At 71.5% G+C, this 21,275-nt stretch carries 15 protein-coding genes and 1 tRNA gene; 10 read left to right on the top strand and 6 right to left on the bottom strand.

Going from position 1 to position 21,275, the window contains the following annotated elements; translation table 11 throughout:
• Positions 1–119: 119 nt before the first annotated feature.
• A complete protein-coding gene (locus tag AAFN69_RS20565) occupies positions 120–1,439 on the top strand; it encodes a DUF2079 domain-containing protein (RefSeq protein WP_347730261.1) in 1,320 nt (439 codons plus the stop codon).
• Between the two features lie 166 nt (positions 1,440–1,605).
• Here AAFN69_RS20565 and AAFN69_RS20560 read toward each other — a convergent pair whose 3' ends face one another.
• Together AAFN69_RS20560 and AAFN69_RS20555 are read right to left on the bottom strand one after the other, a co-directional pair.
• A complete protein-coding gene (locus AAFN69_RS20560; RefSeq protein WP_347730055.1) occupies positions 1,606–4,182 on the bottom strand; it encodes an FtsX-like permease family protein in 2,577 nt (858 codons plus the stop codon).
• Complete coding sequence (locus tag AAFN69_RS20555) at positions 4,179–4,967, bottom strand: ABC transporter ATP-binding protein (protein ID WP_347730054.1); 789 nt, start codon at positions 4,965–4,967, stop codon at positions 4,179–4,181. The genes AAFN69_RS20560 and AAFN69_RS20555 overlap by 4 nt, the downstream gene beginning before the upstream one ends.
• A 590-nt stretch (positions 4,968–5,557) precedes the next feature.
• Between AAFN69_RS20555 and AAFN69_RS20550 the strand changes: the two genes are divergently transcribed.
• The 4 genes from AAFN69_RS20550 (at position 5,558) to AAFN69_RS20535 (ending at position 10,728) form a co-directional block, all read left to right on the top strand.
• Entirely contained in the window at positions 5,558–7,144 is a 1,587-nt protein-coding gene (locus tag AAFN69_RS20550; protein WP_347730260.1) for an MFS transporter, read from the top strand.
• A 98-nt stretch (positions 7,145–7,242) separates the two neighbouring features.
• Positions 7,243–7,683, top strand: a complete 441-nt coding sequence (locus AAFN69_RS20545) for a hypothetical protein (RefSeq protein ID WP_347730053.1) — start codon at positions 7,243–7,245, stop codon at positions 7,681–7,683.
• Between the two features lie 141 nt (positions 7,684–7,824).
• Complete coding sequence (locus AAFN69_RS20540) at positions 7,825–10,041, top strand: DUF6571 family protein (RefSeq protein WP_347730052.1); 2,217 nt, start codon at positions 7,825–7,827, stop codon at positions 10,039–10,041.
• Between the two features lie 3 nt (positions 10,042–10,044).
• A complete protein-coding gene (locus AAFN69_RS20535; RefSeq protein WP_347730050.1) occupies positions 10,045–10,728 on the top strand; it encodes a hypothetical protein in 684 nt (227 codons plus the stop codon).
• Positions 10,729–10,768: 40 nt separating this feature from the next.
• Here AAFN69_RS20535 and AAFN69_RS20530 read toward each other — a convergent pair whose 3' ends face one another.
• The 3 genes from AAFN69_RS20530 to AAFN69_RS20520 form a co-directional block, all read right to left on the bottom strand.
• Entirely contained in the window at positions 10,769–11,668 is a 900-nt protein-coding gene (locus tag AAFN69_RS20530) for a cellulose-binding protein (RefSeq protein WP_347730049.1), read from the bottom strand.
• Positions 11,669–11,891: 223 nt separating this feature from the next.
• Positions 11,892–14,207, bottom strand: a complete 2,316-nt coding sequence (locus AAFN69_RS20525) for an SUKH-4 family immunity protein (protein WP_347730048.1) — start codon at positions 14,205–14,207, stop codon at positions 11,892–11,894.
• Positions 14,208–14,214: 7 nt separating this feature from the next.
• A complete protein-coding gene (locus AAFN69_RS20520) occupies positions 14,215–15,300 on the bottom strand; it encodes an SMI1/KNR4 family protein (RefSeq protein ID WP_347730047.1) in 1,086 nt (361 codons plus the stop codon).
• 297 nt (positions 15,301–15,597) lie between these two features.
• Between AAFN69_RS20520 and AAFN69_RS20515 the strand changes: the two genes are divergently transcribed.
• A complete protein-coding gene (locus AAFN69_RS20515) occupies positions 15,598–16,119 on the top strand; it encodes a YwqJ-related putative deaminase (protein WP_347730046.1) in 522 nt (173 codons plus the stop codon).
• 9 nt (positions 16,120–16,128) lie between these two features.
• Complete coding sequence (locus AAFN69_RS20510; RefSeq protein ID WP_347730259.1) at positions 16,129–16,629, top strand: SUKH-3 domain-containing protein; 501 nt, start codon at positions 16,129–16,131, stop codon at positions 16,627–16,629.
• Positions 16,630–16,707: 78 nt separating this feature from the next.
• On the opposite strand, the gene AAFN69_RS20505 is transcribed toward AAFN69_RS20510, so the two are convergent.
• Positions 16,708–18,087: a histidine kinase gene (locus AAFN69_RS20505; RefSeq protein WP_347730045.1), complete on the bottom strand. Its 1,380-nt coding sequence runs from the start codon at positions 18,085–18,087 to the stop codon at positions 16,708–16,710.
• A gap of 435 nt (positions 18,088–18,522) precedes the next feature.
• Between AAFN69_RS20505 and AAFN69_RS20500 the strand changes: the two genes are divergently transcribed.
• From AAFN69_RS20500 to AAFN69_RS20490, 3 genes are all read left to right on the top strand, one after another.
• Positions 18,523–18,593: transfer RNA gene (locus tag AAFN69_RS20500), tRNA-Gln, on the top strand.
• A 107-nt stretch (positions 18,594–18,700) separates the two neighbouring features.
• A complete protein-coding gene (glmU, locus tag AAFN69_RS20495; RefSeq protein WP_347730044.1) occupies positions 18,701–20,149 on the top strand; it encodes a bifunctional UDP-N-acetylglucosamine diphosphorylase/glucosamine-1-phosphate N-acetyltransferase GlmU in 1,449 nt (482 codons plus the stop codon).
• Between the two features lie 109 nt (positions 20,150–20,258).
• Positions 20,259–21,236, top strand: a complete 978-nt coding sequence (locus AAFN69_RS20490) for a ribose-phosphate diphosphokinase (RefSeq protein ID WP_347730043.1) — start codon at positions 20,259–20,261, stop codon at positions 21,234–21,236.
• The last annotated feature ends 39 nt before the right edge of the window (positions 21,237–21,275 follow it).

The following is a 21,275-nucleotide window of genomic DNA, read 5'->3' as shown; positions in this document are numbered from 1 at the left end:
GCCGTGTCCGTGAATGAAGAGGCCCCTCCATGCCACGAGTTCTTCTCCCGCCGTCCGGCACCCGGGCGGGGGCGGTGCCGCCCGAGCCCGCCCTGCGGCCGGCACCCTCGCGGGCCCGGATGTGGGCACCGTTCGTCCTGGCCGGGACGCTCTTCGCCGCGTACGCCACGGTCTCCGTGCTCCGGTACCAGCAGTTGCGGACCCGGTCGTACGATCTCGGGATCTTCGAGCAGGCCATCCGGGGGTACGCGCGTCTCGGCGCCCCGATCGTCGACATCAAGGGGCCGGGCACCCATGTCCTCGGGGATCACTTCAGCCCGGTGACGATGCTGCTGGCCGCGCCCTACCGGCTCTTTCCCTCCCCCGTCACCCTGCTGGTGATCCAGGCGGCGCTGATCGCCCTGTCGGTGATCCCGGTCGCCCGGGTCGCGGGCCAGGCGATCGGGCTGGCGTACGGACTGTCGTGGGGCATTCAGCGGGCGGTGGACTTCGACTTCCACGAGATCGCCTTCGCCGTGCCGCTGATCGCCTTCTCACTGGAGGCGGTGCTGCGGCGGCGGTGGCGGCGGGCGCTGCTCTTCGCGATACCGCTGGTGCTGGTCAAGGAGGATCTGGGGGTGACGGTCGCCGCGATCGGGGTGGTGGTCGCGATCTGCGCCCGGCGGTCCTCGCGGCGGGCGGCCGTCGCCGGGATCTGGGTCGCCGTGCTGGGGCTGGCCGCGACCGTGATCACTCTGACGGTGCTGATTCCGGCCTTCAACACGGGCGGCGGATACGACTACTGGGACAAGGTCGAGGGCGGCGGCAACCCCCTCACCACCGGCATCGATGTGAAGCTCCGCACTCTGGCGTGGATCCTGGTCCCGACCACGGGTCTGCTGGCCCTGCGCTCTCCGCTCCTGATCGTCGCGCTGCCGACGCTCGGCTGGCGGTTCCTCTCGTCCGAGCCGCACTACTGGTCCACGGACTGGCACTACAGCGCGATCCTGATGCCGGTGATGGCGCTGGGGCTGGCGGACGCGGTGGACCGTTCGCGCAGCAGTCCGCGGGTGTGGCTGCGGCGGTACGCCGACAAGCTTCCGGCCTGCACCGCCGCGGCGGCGCTCGCGCTGACCACCACACTGCCGATCGGCTCGCTCACCGAGCCGGACTCGTACCGCAGGAGTCCGGCGGTGGCGGCGGCCGAGCAGCTGCTGGACCGAATACCCGACGGGGCCACGGTCTCCGCGAACGTCGGCCCGATCAGCAGGCTCGCCGGGCGCTGCCGGGTCCTGTGGGTGCACGCGACCGGGGATGTGGTCCCGGACTGGATAGCGCTGGATGTCAGGGACGGCTGGCTGCGGGATTCGGCCGCCTATGTGAAGCAGCTCCATCCCGGCGAGTCCTTCTATCCGTTCGGGGAGGGCGGCGGCTTCCTCCTCTTCAAGCGGCGGGGCTGACCGGGCGGGGCGCGGCCGGCGGCAAGGGGTGGGCCGACAACGCGGGGCGGGAGAGCTCGGCGGGCGGAATGACCGGCGGCCCCGGCGGTGTCCGTCACGGACACCGCCGGGGCCGCCCCCCGTACCCCCGTACCCCCGTACCCCCGTACCCCCGTTGGTCCGGGACCTACTCGGTGGCGATGGCGTTGAGGACGTTCATCCGGCCCGCCCGGAAGGCCGGGACGAGGGCGGCGAACAGACCCACGAAGGCGGATCCGATGAAGACGCCGGTGATCGTCGGCCACGGGATCTCCAGGACCTTCATGCCCTCCAGCGCCAGGAGCTCGTGGGCCGCGGCGCCCCAGCCCATGCCGAGACCGAGACCGAGCAGAGCGCCGAAGACGGCGATCACCACGGATTCCAGGCGGATCATGCGGCGCAGCTGGCGGCGGGAGAGACCGATCGCCCGCATCAGGCCGATCTCCCGGGTGCGCTCGACCACGGAGAGGGCGAGGGTGTTCACCACACCGAGGACGGCGACGATGATCGCGAGTGCCAGCAGACCGTAGACGATGTTGAGGAGCTGGCCGACCTGGTCCTGAAGGGCCTCCTTGTAGTCGGTCTGGTCGCGGACCTTGTACTGCGGGTAGGGCTCCAGCGCCGTCTTGAGGTTGTCGTACGCCGCCTTCTCCTGCCCCTCCTTCGCCGAGGCGAAGAGCATGATGTTCTGCGGCATCCGGTCGGCGGGGATGTACTTCTCGGCGGTGGCGGTGCCGATGTGCTTGGAGCCCGACTCCAGGGTGGAGTCGATGGTGATCGCGGCGACCTTCAGCTCGGCGCTGCGTCCGCCGTCGAAGGCGACCTTGAGGGTGTCGCCCACCTTGACCTTGTGCTTCTTCGCGTAGTCCTCACCGACGGACATGGCGCCCTCGGCGTAGGCGGCCGTGAGGTCGCCGTCCTGGACATCGCGGCGCAGATCGGTGCTGTACGTCGGGTCGGCCGCCGAGAGGGACTCGGTGGCGACCGTGCCGTCGGGGCTGGTGACCTTGGCGGTGACGGCCTTGTACTCGGTGATGTAGTCGACGCCGTCGGCCTTCTTCATCGCCTGGACGACCTGCGGCACGATCGGCTGGCCGGTGCCGGAGCTGATGATGTAATCCGCGCCGACCGACTTGTCCAGTTCCTCGGTGGCGGAGGCGACCATCGAGGAGCCGACCACCGAGAGGCAGGCGACCAGGGCGAGGCCGATCATCAGGGCGGCGGCGGTCGCTCCGGTGCGGCGCGGGTTGCGCAGGGCGTTGCGCTCGGCGAGGCGGCCGACCGGGCCGAACATCCGCAGCACGACGGCGCTGATGGCGCGCACCACGACGGCGACGAGGAGCGGTCCGACGATGATGAAGCCGATGAGGGTGAGAACGACACCGGCGGCGAGGAACATCGAGCCCTCGGACGCCTTCTCGGCCCCGGTGGTGGCGAGCAGCGCCGCGGCGCCGGCGCCGGTGACGACGGTGCCGATGGCGGCCCTGATCCAGCCGGACTTGCGGTCGGCGGGGGTCCCCGCGTCGCGCAGGGCGGCCATCGGGGAGACCTTGCCGGCCCGCCGGGCGGGTATGTAGGCGGCGAAGACGGTGACGATCACACCCAGGGCGAGGCCGACCGCCGGGGTGGTCCACCTGACGGTCAGATCGTCGGTGGAGAGATTCATGCCGACGGAGCCCATCAGCTCCATCAGTCCGACGGCGAGTCCGACACCGGCCGCGACACCGGCGATGGAGCCGACGATGCCGAGCAGCACCGCCTCGACCAGGACCGAGCGGTTGACCTGCTTGCGGCTGGAGCCGATGGCCCGCATCAGACCGATCTCGCGGGTGCGCTGGGCGACCAGCATGGAGAAGGTGTTGACGATCAGGAAAATGCCGACGAGGAAGGCGATTCCGGCGAAGCCGAGCATCGCGTACTTCATGATGTTGAGGAATTCACCGATGTCCTCGCGGCCCTCGTCGGTGCTTTCCTTCGCCGTCTGGATCTTGTGGTCGCCGCCGAGCGCCGCGGCGACGTTCTTCTTCAGCCGCTCGTCACTCACCCCGTCCTTCGCGGTGACCGAGATGTAGGTGTAGAGCCCCTCGCCGCCGAGCAGTTGCCGCTGTGCGGTGGCGGTGTCGAAATAGACAAGCGCCGCACCGGGGTTGGTGATCTTGAAGGAGACGATTCCGCCGATGGTGGCGGTGAAGTCGCCGGTGACGGCGATGACCCGGAGTTCGTCCCCGAGCTTCAGCTTGTGCTTCTTCGCGGTGTCCGCGTCGACCATCACCTCGGTGGGACCGCGCGGGGCGTTGCCGGAGGTGATCTCCATCGCGCGGAGGTCGTTCTTCGTCCAGTTGCCCGCGATGGTGGGCGCGCCGCCGGAGGCTCCGACGTCCTTGTTGTCGGAATTGACGACGGTGACGCTCATACTGCTGATCGCGCCCTCGGCGAACTCCACCCCCTCGGCCCCGGTGACCTTCGCCAGGTCGGATGCGGGCAGAGTGGCGGGCTTGCCGCTCGCCGGGTTCTCGTCGTCTCCCCCGTCCTCCTTCTCCGCCGGCTTGACGGTGACATCGGTGGCGGTGACGGCGAAGAGCTTGTCGAAGGTGGTGTTCATGGTGTCGGTGAAGACGAGCGTCCCCGACACGAAGGCCACGGAGAGCAGCACCGCCACCGCCGAGAGCGCCATGCGCCCCTTGTGCGCGAGGAAGCTGCGCCGGGCGGTCTTGAAAACGGTCACGAGGTACGCCCCCGGGCGTCGAAGTCCTTCATGCGGTCGAGTACGGCGTCGGCGGTGGGCCGGTACATCTCGTCGACGATCCGGCCGTCGGCGAGATAGAGCACCCGGTCCGCGTAGGAGGCGGCGACCGGGTCATGGGTGACCATCACGATGGTCTGCCCCAGGTCGTCCACGGAGCGGCGGAGGAAGCCCAGCACCTCGGCGCCCGCGCGGGAGTCCAGGTTTCCGGTGGGCTCGTCCCCGAAGATGATCTCGGGCTGGGCGGCGAGCGCCCGCGCGACGGCCACCCGCTGCTGCTGACCGCCGGAGAGCTGGGTCGGCCGGTGCTTCAGCCGCTCGCTCAGCCCGACGGTCTCGACCACCTGATTGAGCCAGCCGGCGTCGGGCTTGCGCCCGGCGATGTCCATGGGGAGAGTGATGTTCTCCAGGGCGTTGAGCGTCGGCAGCAGGTTGAACGCCTGGAAGATGAAGCCGATCCGGTCCCGGCGGAGCTGGGTGAGCTTCTTGTCCTTGAGGCCGGTTATCTCGGTCTCGTCGAGGTAGATCTGCCCGGAGGTCACCGTGTCGAGCCCGGCGAGGCAGTGCATCAGCGTCGACTTGCCGGAGCCCGACGGACCCATGATCGCGGTGAACTGCCCGCGGGCGATGTCGACATCGACATGGTCGAGCGCGACGACACGGGTCTCCCCGGACCCGTACGCCTTGACGACCTGACGTCCGCGCGCGGCGACGGCCGTACGCCCTCCGGTGTCCCCGTGGTGGGGGATGGTCGCAGCCGTTGTCACTGTGTCTCTCCTAGATCGCTGGTCTCGCCGGTGTCGCGCCGGTGTGTCCGGTGTGGCCCGAGGTACTGGCAGTGCTGGTGGTTCCTGGTGCCGCCGAAGGCCGGCCCGCCGGCCGTCCGGAGGCGGTCCGCGAGCCGCCCGCAGGGTGCCCGCGAGCCGTCGGAGGCCGTACGAAGCCGCCCGATGCGGTCGAGTGTGGCGGTCGGCGGGGCGGTGGCGCGCTGGGGACAGGACCCCATTCGATACGGGGGCTCTCCCCACCCCCCGTACCGTGCGCGGCCGTTGCCGGTGCCGTGGAATCAAGGTAAGGAATCCGCCGGCGCCGCTGCGTCGTCCCCCGGGACGAACCCGCCCCGGCCAAAGGTAGGGAGGAGCCCCTAGGGGATCCGACTCCGGAACGACCCCCTCCACTCGGGGTCCGCCCTCTGCCGCCGCTCAAGCCCCGGGTGGGAGGGTGTCCCCGGCCGAGTCGCGTCCCCCAGGGGAGAGGATCAGCGGTGGCGGATACACCGGAGCTGTCCACCGCGGACCATCGGACTCCGGTACGCCGGGCCGGGCCCGCCGGCCGCCGGCCGGTTGTCGCGGCCCTGATGACGGCGATGAGCCTGGCCGCGCTCGACGGCACCGTCGTGTCGACCGCCGTACCGCAGATCGTGGGCGATCTGGGCGGATTCTCCGCCTTCACCTGGATCTTCGCCGGCTATCTGCTGGCCGTCACGGTGACCCTCCCGGTGTACGGGAAGCTCTCCGACACCTTCGGCCGCCGGCCGGTCCTCATCACGGGCGTCGCGCTGTTCCTGCTCGGCTCGCTGCTCTGCGCCACGGCCTGGAACATGCCGTCGCTGATCGCCTTCCGGATCGTCCAGGGGCTGGGCGCCGGGGGAATCCAGGGCACGGTGCAGACGATCGCCGCCGATCTGTACCCGCTGAAGGAGCGTCCGCGCATCCAGTCCCGGCTCTCCACGGTCTGGGCGGTGTCGGCCCTCGCGGGCCCGGCGATCGGCGGGCTGCTGGCGACCTGGGCGGACTGGCGGTGGGTCTTCCTGATCAACCTGCCGGCCGGAGCGGTGGCCCTCCGGCTGATCGCGCGGCACCTCCACGAGCCGGTGCGGGGTACGGGCGGTCCGGCGCCGGCCGCTTCCGGAACAGCGGCCGCCGCGGAGCCGGCGGGAGCGAAGGGACCGACCGCCACCGCCGACGCGGCCGCCGACGCCGACGCCACGATCGCCGCCGTGCCGAAGGAGGGGACCCGCCCCCCGGTCGACTGGCCGGGCGCGCTCGCCGTCTTCGCGGCCGGCACCGCTCTGCTCACCGCGCTGGTCCAGGGCGGTATCGCCTGGCCCTGGCTCTCCGTCCCGTCGCTCTCCCTGCTCGGCGCCGCCGTGCTCCTCATCGCGCTCACCGTGTTCATCGAGCGGCGGGCCGCCGACCCGATCCTCCCCGGCTGGGTGTGGCGGCGGCGCCCCATCGCCGCGGTCAATCTCTCCTTCGCCGCGCTGGGGCTGCTGATCGTCGCCCCCTCGGTCTTCATCCCCATCCATGCCCAGTCGGTCCTGGGCCTGGGCCCGGTGGCCGCCGGATTCGTGCTCTCCGTCATGGTCGTCAGCTGGCCGGTCAGCGCCGCGCTCTCCAGCCATCTCTACAACCGCGTCGGCTTCCGGCAGACGGCGCTGCTCGGCATGGCGCTCGCGGCACTGGTCCTCGCCGCCTTCCCGCTGCTCCCCCACCCGGGGTCGGCCTGGCAGCCGGCCCTGCTCATGCTGCTGCTGGGCGCGGCGCTCGGGCTCTTCCAGCTCCCGCTGATCGTGGGCGTCCAGTCCACCGTCGGCTGGTCGGAGCGGGGCACGGCGACGGCGTCCATCCTCTTCTGCCGCCAGATCGGCCAGAGTCTGGGCGCCGCGCTCTTCGGCGCGGTGGCCAACGGCGTACTCGCCTCCCGGCTGGGCGGGGCCGGGGATCTGGACTCGGTGTCGGCGTCGCTGGAGAATCCGCACGCCCTCGGCGCCGAGGCGGCCGGCACCCTGCGCCGGGCGGTGGACGCGGCGGTCGACCAGGTCCACACCGTCGCCGCGGTCGCCGCCGCGGTGGCCCTGCTGGCGCTGCTGCTCGCCCCGCGCCGGTTCCCGGTCGTGGACGAGCCCGCGCCGGAGGAATCCCTTCCGCCCGCCGCCCCCTGACCGGTATCCGCCGTGTCGACAGTGCGTGCGACTAGGCTGACGCACAGTGCCCGGACGGAGTCACGGGCGGTCAACTCATCCGCGCCACGGGGGTATCGATGACTTGGGACGAGTGGGAGCGGTCGAAGGCGAACGCCGCCCGGATGAGCCTGAACCAGCTACCGGCCGAGGGCTCCGGAGCCGCGGGCGGGGCCGGTGATCTGGTCGTCCATGACGACACGCTGGGACGGCTGGGCGAACTGGCCCGGTCCCTGCGCGACCGCCTCGGCAAGGACGGCGACCACGCGCGGGTGGCCACCTTCGACGCCGCCGTCTCCCTCTCCAACGACGGGCTGGACATGGGCGGCGGACTCCTGGAGGTCCATGACGCCTGGAGTACGAAACTGGCCACACTGCGGGAAGCATGCGGCCATATCTCCAACCATCTGGACTTCTCCCGCTCCGTTCACCGCGAGGATGAGCGGAAGATCGAGCTGGGCCTGCGGTCGGCGGACGGAAAGCCCATGACCGCCTCGCGCATCCGCGATCAGTTCAACTGACCGAGGGCATCACGCCTCGCCGCGCGGGCGCGCGGCGAAGTGAACACGCCCGACCACCACGGGGACCGGACCGACAGCGATGATGACCTGCCAGGAATTACTCGACCTCAACCTCGCCGAGCTGGGCACCGCGGCCGACCAGTGGCGGGAGATGACCGGCAAGCTGACGACCCTGGCGGACGGCGGTGGGGCATCAGCGCGGCGGCGCTGGAACGCAAGGCCCTCGCGGCCGACTGGAAGGGCGTCAACGCCACCGTGAACCGGGCGTTCACCACGAGGACCGCCCGGCAGTTCGACGACATGGTGACCGAGGCCCGCAGCATTCAGCGCATCCTCCGGGACGCGCACACGGAGCTGCGGCGGCACCAGGGCGAGTTGCGCGCGGTCATCGACAAATGGGCGGCGAGGAATGTCCGTATCGACGGTACGGGCACCGCGACATCGGCCCTCGGCCCGTACGAGCGGGACCGCGAGCCCCAGCCGACACAGGCCGATGTCGACACGGCGGCGGCCGAGGCGGCCAGGATCCTCGCGGAGGCGAACGAGACCGACCGGATCGCCGCGCGGGCGCTGCGCGGCCACGCGGCGAGCGCGTACGACTTCGACGAGAAGGGCTGGACCGGCCTGAAGGACGCCGACCGTCAGCAGGGAATCGCCGACGCGGACGCGATGGTTCTGCTCGCCGCCAAGCGGGACGCGCTGACCGACGCGGAGCTGCGGCGCTTCCATGAGATCGCCGGGCGCCACAGCGACAACCCGGCCTTCGCCGAACGTTTCGCGACCGGCCTGGGCGCCCGGGGCACCCTGGAGTTCTGGCGCAGCCTGGCCGACCCCGGCGGCGGCCGGACCCCGGACGGCGACCGCGCGAAGCTCCTCGCGACGGTGCAGGACCGGCTCGGGACGACCCTCGCGGACGCGTCCCGGGTGGACACTCCCGCGATGCGGGAGTGGAAGCAGGAGATGATCGCCCTCGGAGACGACCGCGTCCGGCATCCCGGGGTGATGAGCGCGCCGTACGGCTTCCAGGTACTGTCGCCGCTGCTGACCCGGGGGAAGTGGGATTCGTCCTTCCTCAGCGCCTACGGCGAGCGCCTGCTCGAATTCGAGCGCGGCCCGAGCGGCAACGGCCGCATCGGCGGCCCGGAACAGCTCTGGAACAACATCAACCACCCCGCCCGGCTCAGCTACCCGCCGGACGGCGGGCGCTTCGGCGACGACCCGGTCGCGGGCCTGCTCGAAGCCCTCGGCCACAACCCCGAGGCCGCCCTGCGCTTCTTCGACGGCTCGTCCGGCAGCGGAAAGGGCGGACCGCCCGAACTCTCCAACTGGGACTACCTGGTGGACGACGGCCACCGAAACGGCCGCGACTGGCCCACGGACGGCGCGGGCGGAACGCCGGGCCACGAGAATCTGGGCCACGCGCTGGAGGCGGCCACCCTCGGCTACCCGTACGACGCGGCGGACCCGTCGATCCCGCCGATCCGCACGGCGGAGGAGATCGCGGCGCGTACCGACCGGCTGGATCTGATGCAGAGGGTCGTCGGCGAGTACGACAGCTCGGACCGAATCGACCAGCAGGGCGGTGTCCGCGAGAGCTTGGCGAGGATGGCCGCCGGGCACATCGACAGCCTCAACTACACCATGGCCGACTGGGGCGGCAGCGGAGATCTCGCCGACCGGGACGGAATGTTCGGGTCGAGCAGGCATCAGCTGACAAGCCTCGGAGCGGTGGAGAGCACCCTTTTCCTGCGGGCTCTCGCCTCCGACGAGGATTCCTACAACACCGTATCGGCGGCCCAGCAGGTCTACGGAACAAGCGTGATGGCCGCCCAGGGGGACAACCGGCAGAACGCGCTGGACGCCGGATTGCACAGCATGTCCATGCACGGACTCCTGGATGAAAGCCGGTCCGAGGCCATTGGCGCGGAGTTCGCGGAGGAGAAGGAAAAGCGGAACCAGGAGCTGGAGAAGCAGGCCGAATGGCGGAAATTCGCAATGAGCGCCACGGTCGGAGTCGTCGTCGGAACCGGCGCTGCCGTCATCATCCCGACCGGCGCCGCTGCCGCCATGATGGTGCCCGTGGCCATGGAGGCGACGGGCAGTGCGGTGAACACCCAATTCGCCACCAGCACCCTCGAATGGCTCAAGGAGAAGGAATTCGACAACAGTCGGGAAGCATACAAGGAGATTCAGATGCAAAGCCACCGGAGCAGTCATCACGCCATGGTGCCGCTGCTGAACTACGCGGCGGCAGGAGAGATGACCGCGTCCGAAGTACGAGACCTGACAAGAGAGGCACAGTCTCAATACCTGGCCGGCGGAGGCCGCACCGACAGTGACAATATTCTCGGACGGTAGCTCATGAAACGATTCACCGGCCTCATTCCCATATTCCTGCTCCTGGGAATCACTGCCTGCACATCCGGCGACGCGAGCGACTCCACTGCGAAGGCGCAGGCCACATGCAAAAAGCTGCTCGGCCCGGCGGGTGTCGACTGGCTCGACGGAAGAACGGGCGGCGACGGCGGGCTTCACATGGGAAGTGACAACGATCTGAAGAGTGCTCGATCACTGTTCTACGGGTCGGTAAAACAGTGGGACTTCACATCCACTGAGATTCCGAACTTCGGTTTACACGAAGTGTGCAGGGTGAGACTGGACGTCAAGGACCCTGCGAAACAGCTCGACATTCAGTTCAACCCTTCCATTTTCCCCTTCGATACCGATTTCACCGAGAACTCGGTCACCCGGGTCGCACCTCAGGTCACCTCGATCAGCCGGAACGTCAGGCTTGTTCATGGCGAGGACCGCAGCGGCAAAACGCGCTACCGCGTGTATGTGAAGTGCAAGATTCCCGGCTCACCCGCGCGCCAGGCGAACGACATTCCGATCGAAGGACAGCTGACGGACACCCTCACCGGCGAGACCAGCCCCCGCGTCCTCTTCACCCATCTCCTCCACTCCGCGAAAGTCGTCGCCGAGGAGTTCGGCTGCACCAACAAGCCCGCCATCCCCGACACCCCGCCCGCGTCCGTGACCGGGTGATCAAGGAGTACGGCTCCCCGAACGATCGCGGTCGCCGGTGTCAGCCGGAGGCGTCGTCGGCCGGGGTGCGGCCGGTCAGGGCCGAGAGGCTGTTGCGGATGTTGGCCATGTGGGAGTCCATCTCCTCGCGCGCCTCGGTGTGTTCCCGCAGGACGCGTTCGGTCTCGCGGGCGGTGCGCTCCTCCGCCAGACGGGCCTGGGTGAGGAGTTCCGCCGCGCGGGCCTCCGCGTCCTCCTGGCCGTGGCGGGCGTGCTCCTCGGCCTCCGCGAGGGCGCGGCGGGCGTCGGCGAGGGAGACCTCGGCGAAGGAGAACTGCTCGGTGTGGCGGGTGTCCATCTCGACCCGGCGGGTGTCCAGGGTGTGGGTCTCGGTGTTCCAGCGTTCGGACTGGTCCGACTCCAGCTCGCGCAGGAGCGCCTCCGCCCGCTCGCGCATGGTCTGCCAGTGGGTGCCGGCCTCGGCGCGGTGCCCGGCCGCCTCCTCGTGGGCCTCGACGAGGAGTTTCTCCGCCTCGGTGCCGGCGGCGGCCAGCACGGTCTGCGCGGCCTCGGCGGCGGCGACGCAGAGCGCGTCGGTCTCCTTGCGGGTGCGCTCGCGCAGCGCCAGGGCCTCGGCCTCGGCCGCCTCCGTGATCACCCGGGCGTCGTGTTCCGCCTCGGCGCGGATCTCCGCCGCCTCCTCCTCCGTCAGGACGAACATCTGCGCGGGCCGCCGGCCCATGACCTCGTAGGTCTGCGGGGGCAGCTCCGCGGCGAGCTCGTGCAGCCGGGCGGCCTCCGCCTCCATCTCCTTGGCGAGGACGGTCAGCCGGGCCGCGCGCTCCCATGCCTCGTCGCGCTCCCGGGAGAGGGCGGCGATCCGGGCATCGGTCCGGTCGATGCGGTAGCCACGGCGTACGACGTCGAAACCGTGCGACGACGACATCGATGCAGCACTCATCCTTCAAGCCCCTTCCGATTCACGACGGCGCACTACGCGATTGTGCTCATATCCTCCGCGATGCACGTCAAGCACCCACAACGCGACACTCCAGTCGCGCATACCGGTCAAGGATGCGCCAATAACCGCAAAAACCTGAAACGGGGTGTTCAGTCCATGATCATGGACTGAACACCCCGGGTGCCGGTACGCGGATGGACTACAGCAGGCCGTCCCACATCTGTTACAGCAGCACCGACCACCAGTTCTCCGGGGAGGAGAGCGCGGCCGGGTCGAGCGCGGCGAGCTGGGCCTGGAAGTCGACGGTCCAGCGGCCGGCCTGCTCCGGGGTGAGGCCGTAGCGGTACCGCCACATCCTGCCCAGCAGCGCCATGCAGCGGACGAACTCCGGCAGCCCGCTGTTGACGAACTGCGGCTGGACGGGCTGACCGCCCGGACCGGCCTCCACCGGAACCGCGACGATATGGGCCGTGCCGTACTGGACACAGAGCGCCCGGCCGAAGTCATTGCCGATCACCAGATACGAGCCCGCGTCCATCGCGGCCTGCACCTGGCGCTGCGCCGCCAGCTCCGCCAGGGTCGGCACGACCGGCTGAGCGGGCTGGGCCCAGAAGAACGGGTTGAAGTCGGCCGGCAGCCCCGCCCACACCAGGGTCGCCGCGACGACCTCGGGCACACCCTGCCGGGAGACCGCCCGCTGGTCGAAGCGGCAGATGCCGTGCGGCCCGAAGGCCGCGACCAGTTCCTGCGCCACCCCCTGCGGCGGGATCGGCGGCGCCTGCTGCACCTGCGGCAGCGGGGCCCGCACCGGGGCGGGCCGGGCCGGGCCGTCGGCGACCTGGTGGAGCTCGCCCTGGTGGGTGATGAGCCGGCGCATGCCGTCCTGGCGGCCGGCGTGGTCCCGGCCGTACGGCGCGATGCCGGCGATCCGCGCCTGCGGGAAGGTCTCGCTGATCATCCGGGCGCAGTAACCGCCGGGCAGCAGACACGATTCCAGCTCGGTGTGGATCTCCAGTACCTGCTGCGGCGGCACGTTGAGCGCGCGCAGCTCGTACAGGATCTGCCACTCCGGATGCGGGGTGCCGGGGGCCGAGCGGCGGATCAGCTGGGCCTCGGAGCCATCGGGGGCGCGGTAGCGGAACACCGCCTGGTAACCGGGTCCGACCATGGGCACGCCCGGAGGCTGTCCCGGATGGCCGTACGCGGCGGGCGGCCCGGCCTGTCCGGACGGGCCCGGCGGCGGTCCCGGCGGGCCCGGGGGCTGCGGGGTGCGCGGTCCGGCCGGTCCGCCCTGGCCGAGCCTGGCCGGGTCGGCGAGCACGGTCGCCTCGTGGTGCACCCCGCCGGGGCCGCCCGCGGAAGGCGGCCCGGGCGGCGCCGGGGTCGCGGGAACACCGGGAGCGCCCGGCGGTCCGGGCGGCGGGGGCACGCCGGGTCCCGGCCGGGCCGGAGTGGCGGGCACGGCCGGCGGGGGCGGGCCGGCCGGGGTCCGCCGCGCCTGCTCGGAGGCGAGCTGCGGGCTCAGCCGGGTCGGCGCATAACCGCCCGGCCCGGTCGCAGCGGGAGGAGTGGGAGGCCCCGGCGGGGCGGGCCGCTGCGCGGGCGCCTTCAGCGTCGGCGGCAGCCCACTGCCGCTCGTCATCAGCGCGGTCGGGGCATCGGCGTCCGTCTCGGGGACGGCGCCGTCCCCCGCGCTGTCCCCGCCGCGCGAGGAGGGCGAGGTGTACACCGTGTCGGGCAGCGGTACGGAGGCGTCGTCCGCGCCCGCCGCGCTCGTGTCCGTCCAGGACGCGGGGGTGCCGGGGGCGGGGGTGCCGAGCGCGGGAGTCCCCGGGGCGCCCGGTATGCCCGGGGCCGGGATTCCCACCGCGGGCGTGCCGGCCGACGGCGTACCGGCGCCGGCGGCCACTCCGGCGGACGGCGTGGCCGCCTCCTCCGTACGGGACGAGCCGCCGCCCGCCTGGGAGGCGTTGACCGGTGCCGGGCCCGCGACGGACCAGTCGCCGCCGGACGGCGAGGACGCGTCCCGGGGCAGCGGAGTCGGACCCGCGTCCGCACCGGCCGGCGCAACCGGAACCGGAGCCGGGGCGGGAACCGGAGCCGGAACCGGGTCGGGAACCGCAGCAGGAGCAGGAGCCGCAGCAGGAGCGGTCTCCTCGGCCTCACCGCCGCCCTGGCGGTCCGCCTCGTCCTGGAGCCACTCCGGCGGAGTCAGCAGAAACGACGTCTGGTTCAGATCGATGCGCCTCGGCGGCTCCGGTGCGGGCGCCGCGGCCGCGAGGGCGCCGTACTCCTCCTCGTACCGCCGGATCACCTCACCCACCGGCAGTCCGGGCCAGAGCGTCGCCTCCCCGCTGTCCCGGGCGATCACCAGCCGCAGCCGGCCGCCGTCCGAGCGCACCCCGCCCTCGCGGTCCTCGGCCCAGACGACAAAGCCGAGTTCGAACTCCCGTACCCGCACCTCACGCTGCTGGTAGGGGGGAACGTCCCCATTGACCCACTCTTCCGCGCGCTCCTGCGCCTGTGCGAAGGTCACCACCGGAACGTCACCCCCCGTCCGCTGTGTTCGCGTTGCCGGTCACCGGGACGGCACGCGCGAAGCCGCCGTCCACCATCAGATTCGCCACGGTCTCCAGCTCCGGCGGGGTGCCCGCGAGCCGCTGGAGGAAGGCGTCGAAGTCGTCGCCGCAGGGCAGCAGGAGCCGCTCCACCCGCTCCTGCACGGTCCAGCCGTCCCGGTCGCGCGCGTCGTCATAGGCGCAGAACCAGACCGAGCCCAGCGCCGTGCCCCGGACCTTGACCGCCAGAATGCCGCCCTGGACGAAGGCGACGCCCAGATAGTCCTTGGTCAGATGGTCGCGCAGACACTTGTTGACGTACACGAGGTCATTGACGGCCGCGGAGTCCCGCACGGTGAGGAACGGCTGGTCGACCAGGAGTCCCAGCTCGGCGTCGAGGGCCACCCCGACCGGCGCGCAGCCACCCGCCGCCTTCAGGAAGGAGCGGTACGCGCCGGGCAGCCGGTAACCCAGCTCCTCCTCCACCCCGATCAGCTGCTGCTCGCTGACCGGAAGCGCGGACTTGGGCAGACCGAAGTGCGCGGGCCTGGTCTCCTGGAGGGGACGGGTGCCGCGCTTGTCGTGGTCGACCGGGGTGCCGGCCAGTCCGGCGTGGTGCCGCAGCAGCGCCTTGACCTCGACCGGGACCAGCTCCAGCCGGCGGGTGCCGGGGACGTGGTGCCAGGTCCAGCCGTGCGGCGTGGCGACCGGGGAGACGGTGTCCCACAGCTCGTGGCGCGCCGCATGCAGCGCGGCGTTGGCCGAGACATAGTCGGTGAGGCGCAGTTCGTCGATGCCGAACCCGGCCGGGGGCTCGGCGATCTCCGCGGCGGCGCGGGCGTACGCGGAGAAGTCCGGCCGCCCCTCGGCGTCCACCCGTACCCCTCGGGGGTGACGGGCGGCGCGCACCGGATCCGGGAAGTGCACGAGCTGACCCGCGTAGCCCGCGTTCGGCGGCGCGATCCGGCCGGGCCCGCCCGGCGCCTGTACGGGACCGGGCGGCGTGGCGTGGCCGCCGCTCTCCCCGGCCCGGGGGCCGGGAGGCGCCCCCAGCCCTTGCCGACCTGTCGTCATGGCGATCCACCCCTGCTGGCTCTGGCTGTTCGGAACAGCGTAAGCGGTGGTGCCGCCGGGCCCCTCGTTCGGATCAGCCGGGGCACCGGGCCCGGCCGGATCCACCCGGGAGGCGGGAACGCCACCGCGCGCGGCTCCCTCTTCCGTACCGCCGATACACCGTCACCAGGTGTCACAATCGGATCTCCGAACGGCGACGGACGGACACGTTCGAGCGGCCCGGCTTCCGCACTCACAGGCCGGTTTGGCAGGCTGTTCCCTCAACTCGGGGGAGTGCAGGGAGAGGACAACAGCACCATGCACACAGCGCAACCAGGCACGCCAGGGACAACGGGTGATCCTCGTCTCAGCTGGAGCGTCGCCGAAGAGGTCAGGACACCGGCGCTGAGCCACCGGCGGGACGGCATTCTGCCCGCCGTCGCGGCGGCACTCTCCGTACGCGGCGAGACGCTCAAGTCCACGGCGGGGAAGGGCGACCGGCCGCCCGTTCTGCACCCGCTCGTCCAGGATTTCCTCGACACGCTCACCAGCGGCCAGCGCGAGCGCTTCACCGGCCGCTGCCCGGAGGCAATCCTGCTCTCCCGGCATCTGGCGACCGCCGAGGGCAACCGCTCCAAGCGGGCGCGGCGGCGTCCGCTCTCCCACAGCGAGGCGAAACGCACCTTGAAGCACGCGAAGGTGACCGCGCGCCGGATACGCGAGGACGGCGACCCGCTCCACGGCAGTTACGCACCGCCCTGCCGCTCCTGTACGGCGATGCTCGACCACTTCGGGGTGCGGGCAGTCGACCCGGCCGCGACCGATTCCAGGAATGGCTGACCGGTGCCGATGCCCGAGAACCCCGAAAGACTGAGCACCACCCGGTTCCCGGTGGCGGTCGACGCCGCGCTGCGCGAGGCGGGCTGGCGGCCCGGCCGCTGGGACATCAAGCTGGCGGAGGAGTGGGCCGACGCCCTGCGCGCGTACGCCTCCCCGGCCGGTCACCGGCACACCGTCTTCCCGGCCGCGGTGGAGGCATGGGCCGAGTTCGGCGGGCTCCGCGTCGCGGGGCCGGGACCCGGGCGGCAGACCGCGCCGCCGGTCGTCCGGGTGGATCCGCTGCCGGGGCTGCATCTGGCACGCACCCTGGCGGATCTGGGGCGGGCGCTGGACACCGAGCTGGCGCCGCTGGGCGTGGAGGGGGACGACCAGGCGGTCCTGGCGATCGACGCCGAGGGCCGGGTGTACAGCATCGACCACACGGGTGACTGGTATCTGGGCCCGGATTTCGACCGCGCGCTCACGGGTCTGGTGACGGGCCTCCAGCCGGTCCGGCTGACCCTGGCCTGACGTCTCGCGCGCGGCGGGGGCGAGTGCGGGCCGACGGTGCGCAACTCGGCCACTCCGCTGGGCGGGCGGGGCGCCGGCCTAACGCGGCGGAGCGGCGGCGGACCGGCCGGCCGGCTCCTCGGGGGCCGGCTCCGCGGGCACCGGGCGGTCCACCGGGAGGACGGCGGAGACCCGGAAGCCGCCCGCGTCGGTGGGCCCGGAGACGAACACGCCGCCCAGGGCCATCACCCGCTCCCTCATCCCCACCAGGCCGTTTCCGCCACTCGGCAGATCCGCGTCGGCGGCGGTGCCGTCCGTGTCCGGGGCGCCGTTCTCCACCTGCATGGCGACCTCGCCCTCGCGGTGGCCGAGGCGGACCGTCACCTTCGCGCCCGCCGCATGCTTGTGGACATTGGTCAGGGCCTCCTGCACGACCCGGAAGGCGGTCTGCTCGACCTCGGGGGCGTACTCGCGGGGCTCCCCGTGGACGGCGAGCTCCACCACCGTCCCGGCCTGGCGCGACTGGCCGACCAGATCCTCCACATCGGCGATGCAGGGCCCGTCCTCGGCCGCCGCCGCGGCCGCCGCCGCCGAGGCCGCAGCCGCGACCGAGGCCAGCGGCGCGGGCGCGGACGCCGGCCGGTCGCCGTCGGCCGACCGCAGGACGCCGAGCATCTCGCGGAGCTCGGTGAGCGCCTGCCGGCCCATGTCACCGACCAGGGCGGCGTTCTTGACCGCCTTCTGCGGGTCCTTCAGCGCGACCGCCTGGAGGGCCGCCGCGTGGACCACCATCAGACTGACCCGGTGGGCCACCACATCGTGCATCTCGCGGGCGATCCGGGTCCGCTCCTCCGTGCGCGCCCACTGGGCCCGCTGTTCGGCGCGGTCGGCGAGGAGGGAGAGCTCCTGCTCCAGGCTGTCGGCGCGCTCGCGCAGGCTCTCCATCAGCCGTCTGCGGGCGCCTATGTAGAGGCCGAAGAGCACCGGCGGCAGCGTCACCCCGACGGAGACCATGGCCGCCATGACCGGGACGTACCAGACGCCGGGATCGGCCAGGCCGGACGCCCGGACGTCCTGGCGGACCCGCACAAAGCTGACGATCATGGTCGCGGCCAGCGACATGCCACTGAGCGTGACGGTGATCCGGCGCGGCACCTCGGAGGCGGCCAGGGTGTAGAGGCCGACGATGCCCATGAGATAGCCCATCTCGGCCGGGGTCGTCGCCAGACCGACGAGGACCACGGCGATGGGCCAGCGCCGCCGCAGCACCAGCACGGACCCGACCAGCAGGCCGAAAAGCACGCCCAGCGGGACCGGCAGCCCGGTCTTCTCGGCGAATCTCGCGCCCTCCCAGGCGCACTCGAAGGCGGAGAGCAGCCCCAGCCCCGCGTCCAGTGCGACACTGCGCCGCCGTCCCCACCACAGCCAGGTACGGGCGGGCGCGCCCGTGCCCTCCTGGTGTGCCCCCGTTGTGGTCATGACTCCCAGACTACGGGCGCGGTCGAGTGATTTTCCCGGCGGCTCGGGGCGCCCCCGCGTGATTTCCGGCGGTACCGGGGAGTACCCGGGGCGGACGGGAAAAGGCCTCCCGGGGCGGTGCCGCACGGGCCCGCGCGGCTGCTCCGGGGCTCCTGGCCGTCTCCGGCACGTCTCCCATACGTCTCCCGTACGTCTGCGGTACGTCTCCGGTACGGGACGGGCCGCGCCGCACCGGGAGAGTGCGATCCGGCCACCGTCCGCGGTCGCCTTCCGGCCGCCGTCCGGGCCGGGCCCCCGGCCGCCCCGCGACCGCGCTCCCCCGGATCTCCTTGACCGCAGCACGGATCTCCACCGTCGCGTCGGAGGCTCCCGGTACGGCATAGTGGTGGCTGACTTCGGCGCCCCGGCCGCAAACCGGGCGCGGGGTTCGATCCATCCCAGGTCGTCTAATGGCAGGACAAATGGTTTTGGTCCATTGAATGAGGGTTCGATTCCTTCCCTGGGAGCCGAGAGGGCGGGTCCCGGCCGTGAGGCCGGGACCCGCCCTTATTTCGCTGGTGAAACCCACCGGTATCCTTCGGATGTCCACCACCCGAAGCCGAAGGGCATTCCCGTGAGCGCCAACCGCCCGGCAGCCGTCGTCGTCCTCGCAGCGGGTGAAGGCACCCGTATGAAGTCGCGGACACCCAAGGTCCTGCACGAGATCTGCGGGCGCTCGCTCGTCGGACATGTCGTCTCCGCAGCACGCGAGCTGGACCCGCACCACCTCGTGGTGGTCGTCGGCCACGCAGGCGATCAGGTGCGGGGACACCTCACCGAGGGTTACCCCGGTATCCGCACCGCCTTCCAGGCCGAGCAGAACGGCACCGGACACGCCGTCCGGATGGGCCTGGAGGAGCTCGGGCAGACCGTGGAGGGAACCGTCGTCGTGGTCTGCGGCGACACCCCGCTGCTCGCCGGCGACACCCTCGCCGCGCTCACCGCCGCGCACACCGCCGACGGCAACGCGGTCACCGTGCTCACCGCCGAGGTCCCCGACTCGACCGGCTACGGCCGGATCGTGCGCGACGCCGCCACCGGCGCCGTCACCGCGATCGTCGAGCACAAGGACGCCACCGACGCACAGCGCGCCATCCGGGAGATCAACTCCGGAGTCTTCGCCTTCGACGGACAGCTCCTCGCCGACGCGCTCGGCAAGGTGCGCACCGACAACAGCCAGGGCGAGGAGTACCTCACCGACGTCCTCGGCATACTGCGCGAGGCCGGTCACCGGGTCGGCGCGTCCGTCGCCGCCGATCACCGCGAGATTCTGGGCATCAACAACCGGGTCCAGCTCGCCGAGGCCCGGCGGCTGCTCAATGAGCGGCTGCTGGAGCGGGCCATGCTCGCCGGAGTCACGGTCATGGACCCGTCCTCCGTACTCGTCGATGTCAACGTCACTTTCGAGCCAGACGCGGTCATCCACCCCGGCACCCAACTGCTGGGCGCCACCCACCTCGCCGAAGGCGCCGAGGTCGGCCCCAACACCCGGCTCAAGGACACCACCGTCGGCCCGGACGCCCGGATCGACAACAGCGTCGCCGACACCGCCGAGGTCGGCGCGGGCGCCCGGGTGGGCCCGTACGCCTACCTCCGTCCCGGCACCAGACTGGGCACGAAGGCCAAGGCCGGGACATATGTCGAGATGAAGAACGCGACGGTCGGCGAGGGCAGCAAAGTCCCTCATCTGTCGTACGTGGGGGACGCCACCATCGGCGACTACACCAATATCGGTGCAGCCAGCGTCTTCGTGAACTACGACGGCGAGGCCAAGCACCACACCACGATCGGCTCCCACTGCCGGACCGGCTCGGACAACATGTTTGTGGCACCGGTCACGGTCGGGGACGGCGCCTACACGGCCGCCGGATCGGTCATCACCAAGGACGTACCCGCCGGATCGCTGGCCGTGGCCCGCGGCCAGCAGCGGAATATCGAGGGTTGGGTAGCCCGTAAGAGGCCCGGCAGCGCCGCCGCACAGGCCGCCGCGACAGCGGCGGAACAGGCCACCGACGAGAACTGACCGGAAACAGGTGCGCCGATCTCGGCGTACCGTGATACGTGCACACAAATTCGGCTGGCTCGCGACCCCACATCCGCGGCCAGAGAACACCCTCTGAGGAGACAGTCCTGTGACCGGGTTCAAGACGACCGGCGAGAAGAAACTGATGCTCTTCTCCGGCCGCGCACACCCCGAGCTGGCCGAGGAAGTCGCACATCAACTGGGTGTCGACCTGGTGCCGACGAAGGCATTCGACTTCGCCAACGGCGAGATCTACGTACGCTTCCAGGAGTCCGCCCGCGGTGCCGACTGCTTCCTGATGCAGAGCCACACGGCTCCCATCAACAAGTGGGTCATGGAACAGCTGATCATGATCGACGCTCTGAAGCGGGCCTCCGCCCGGAGCATCACCGTGATCGTGCCCTTCTACGGCTACGCCCGGCAGGACAAGAAGCACCGCGGTCGCGAGCCGATCTCGGCCCGTCTGATCGCCGACCTGATGAAGACTGCGGGCGCGGACCGCATCCTCACCGTCGACCTGCACACCGACCAGATCCAGGGCTTCTTCGACGGCCCGGTCGACCACCTCTTCGCGCTGCCGCTCCTCGCGGACTACGTCGCCGCGAAGGTCGACCGCGACAAGCTCACCGTCGTCTCCCCGGACGCCGGCCGCGTCCGGGTCGCCGACCGCTGGTGCGACCGGCTGGGCGCGCCGCTGGCCATCGTCCACAAGCGCCGGGACAAGGACGTCGCCAACCAGGTGACCGTCCACGAGGTCGTCGGCAATGTGAAGGGCCGCATCTGTGTCCTGGTCGACGACATGATCGACACGGGCGGCACGATCTGCGCCGCGGCGGACGCGCTCTTCGCGAACGGGGCGGAGGACGTGATCGTCACCGCCACGCACGGTGTGCTCTCCGGGCCGGCGGCGGACCGGCTGAAGAACTCCAAGGTCAGCGAATTCGTCTTCACGAACACGCTGCCGGACCCGAGCGACCTGGAGCTGGACAAGATCACGGTGCTGTCGATGGCGCCGACGATCGCGCGTGCGGTGCGGGAGGTCTTCGAGGACGGCTCGGTCACGAGCCTCTTCGAGGAGCAGGCCTGACCGTCCGGGCCTGACGGCTCCTGTTCGGCCTTCGAGGGC

Origin of the sequence: Streptomyces sp. CAU 1734 (assembly GCF_039888735.1) — a bacterium.
In the GTDB taxonomy this organism is placed as follows: domain Bacteria; phylum Actinomycetota; class Actinomycetes; order Streptomycetales; family Streptomycetaceae; genus Streptomyces.
Note: the sequence above shows the minus strand (reverse complement) of the source record. Positions and strands in the feature narration are given on the sequence as shown.

Bases quoted from the DNA above. Each gene is read 5' to 3' on its own strand.
- AAFN69_RS20565 (WP_347730261.1), top strand. From the start codon at position 120: ATGTGGGCACCGTTCGTCCTGGCCGGGACGCTCTTCGCCGCGTACGCC.
- AAFN69_RS20550 (WP_347730260.1), top strand. From the start codon at position 5,558: ATGACGGCGATGAGCCTGGCCGCGCTCGACGGCACCGTCGTGTCGACC.
- AAFN69_RS20545 (WP_347730053.1), top strand. From the start codon at position 7,243: ATGACTTGGGACGAGTGGGAGCGGTCGAAGGCGAACGCCGCCCGGATG.
- AAFN69_RS20535 (WP_347730050.1), top strand. From the start codon at position 10,045: ATGAAACGATTCACCGGCCTCATTCCCATATTCCTGCTCCTGGGAATC.
- AAFN69_RS20530 (WP_347730049.1), bottom strand. From the start codon at position 11,668: ATGAGTGCTGCATCGATGTCGTCGTCGCACGGTTTCGACGTCGTACGC.
- AAFN69_RS20520 (WP_347730047.1), bottom strand. From the start codon at position 15,300: ATGACGACAGGTCGGCAAGGGCTGGGGGCGCCTCCCGGCCCCCGGGCC.
- AAFN69_RS20515 (WP_347730046.1), top strand. From the start codon at position 15,598: ATGCACACAGCGCAACCAGGCACGCCAGGGACAACGGGTGATCCTCGT.
- AAFN69_RS20510 (WP_347730259.1), top strand. From the start codon at position 16,129: ATGCCCGAGAACCCCGAAAGACTGAGCACCACCCGGTTCCCGGTGGCG.
- AAFN69_RS20505 (WP_347730045.1), bottom strand. From the start codon at position 18,087: ATGACCACAACGGGGGCACACCAGGAGGGCACGGGCGCGCCCGCCCGT.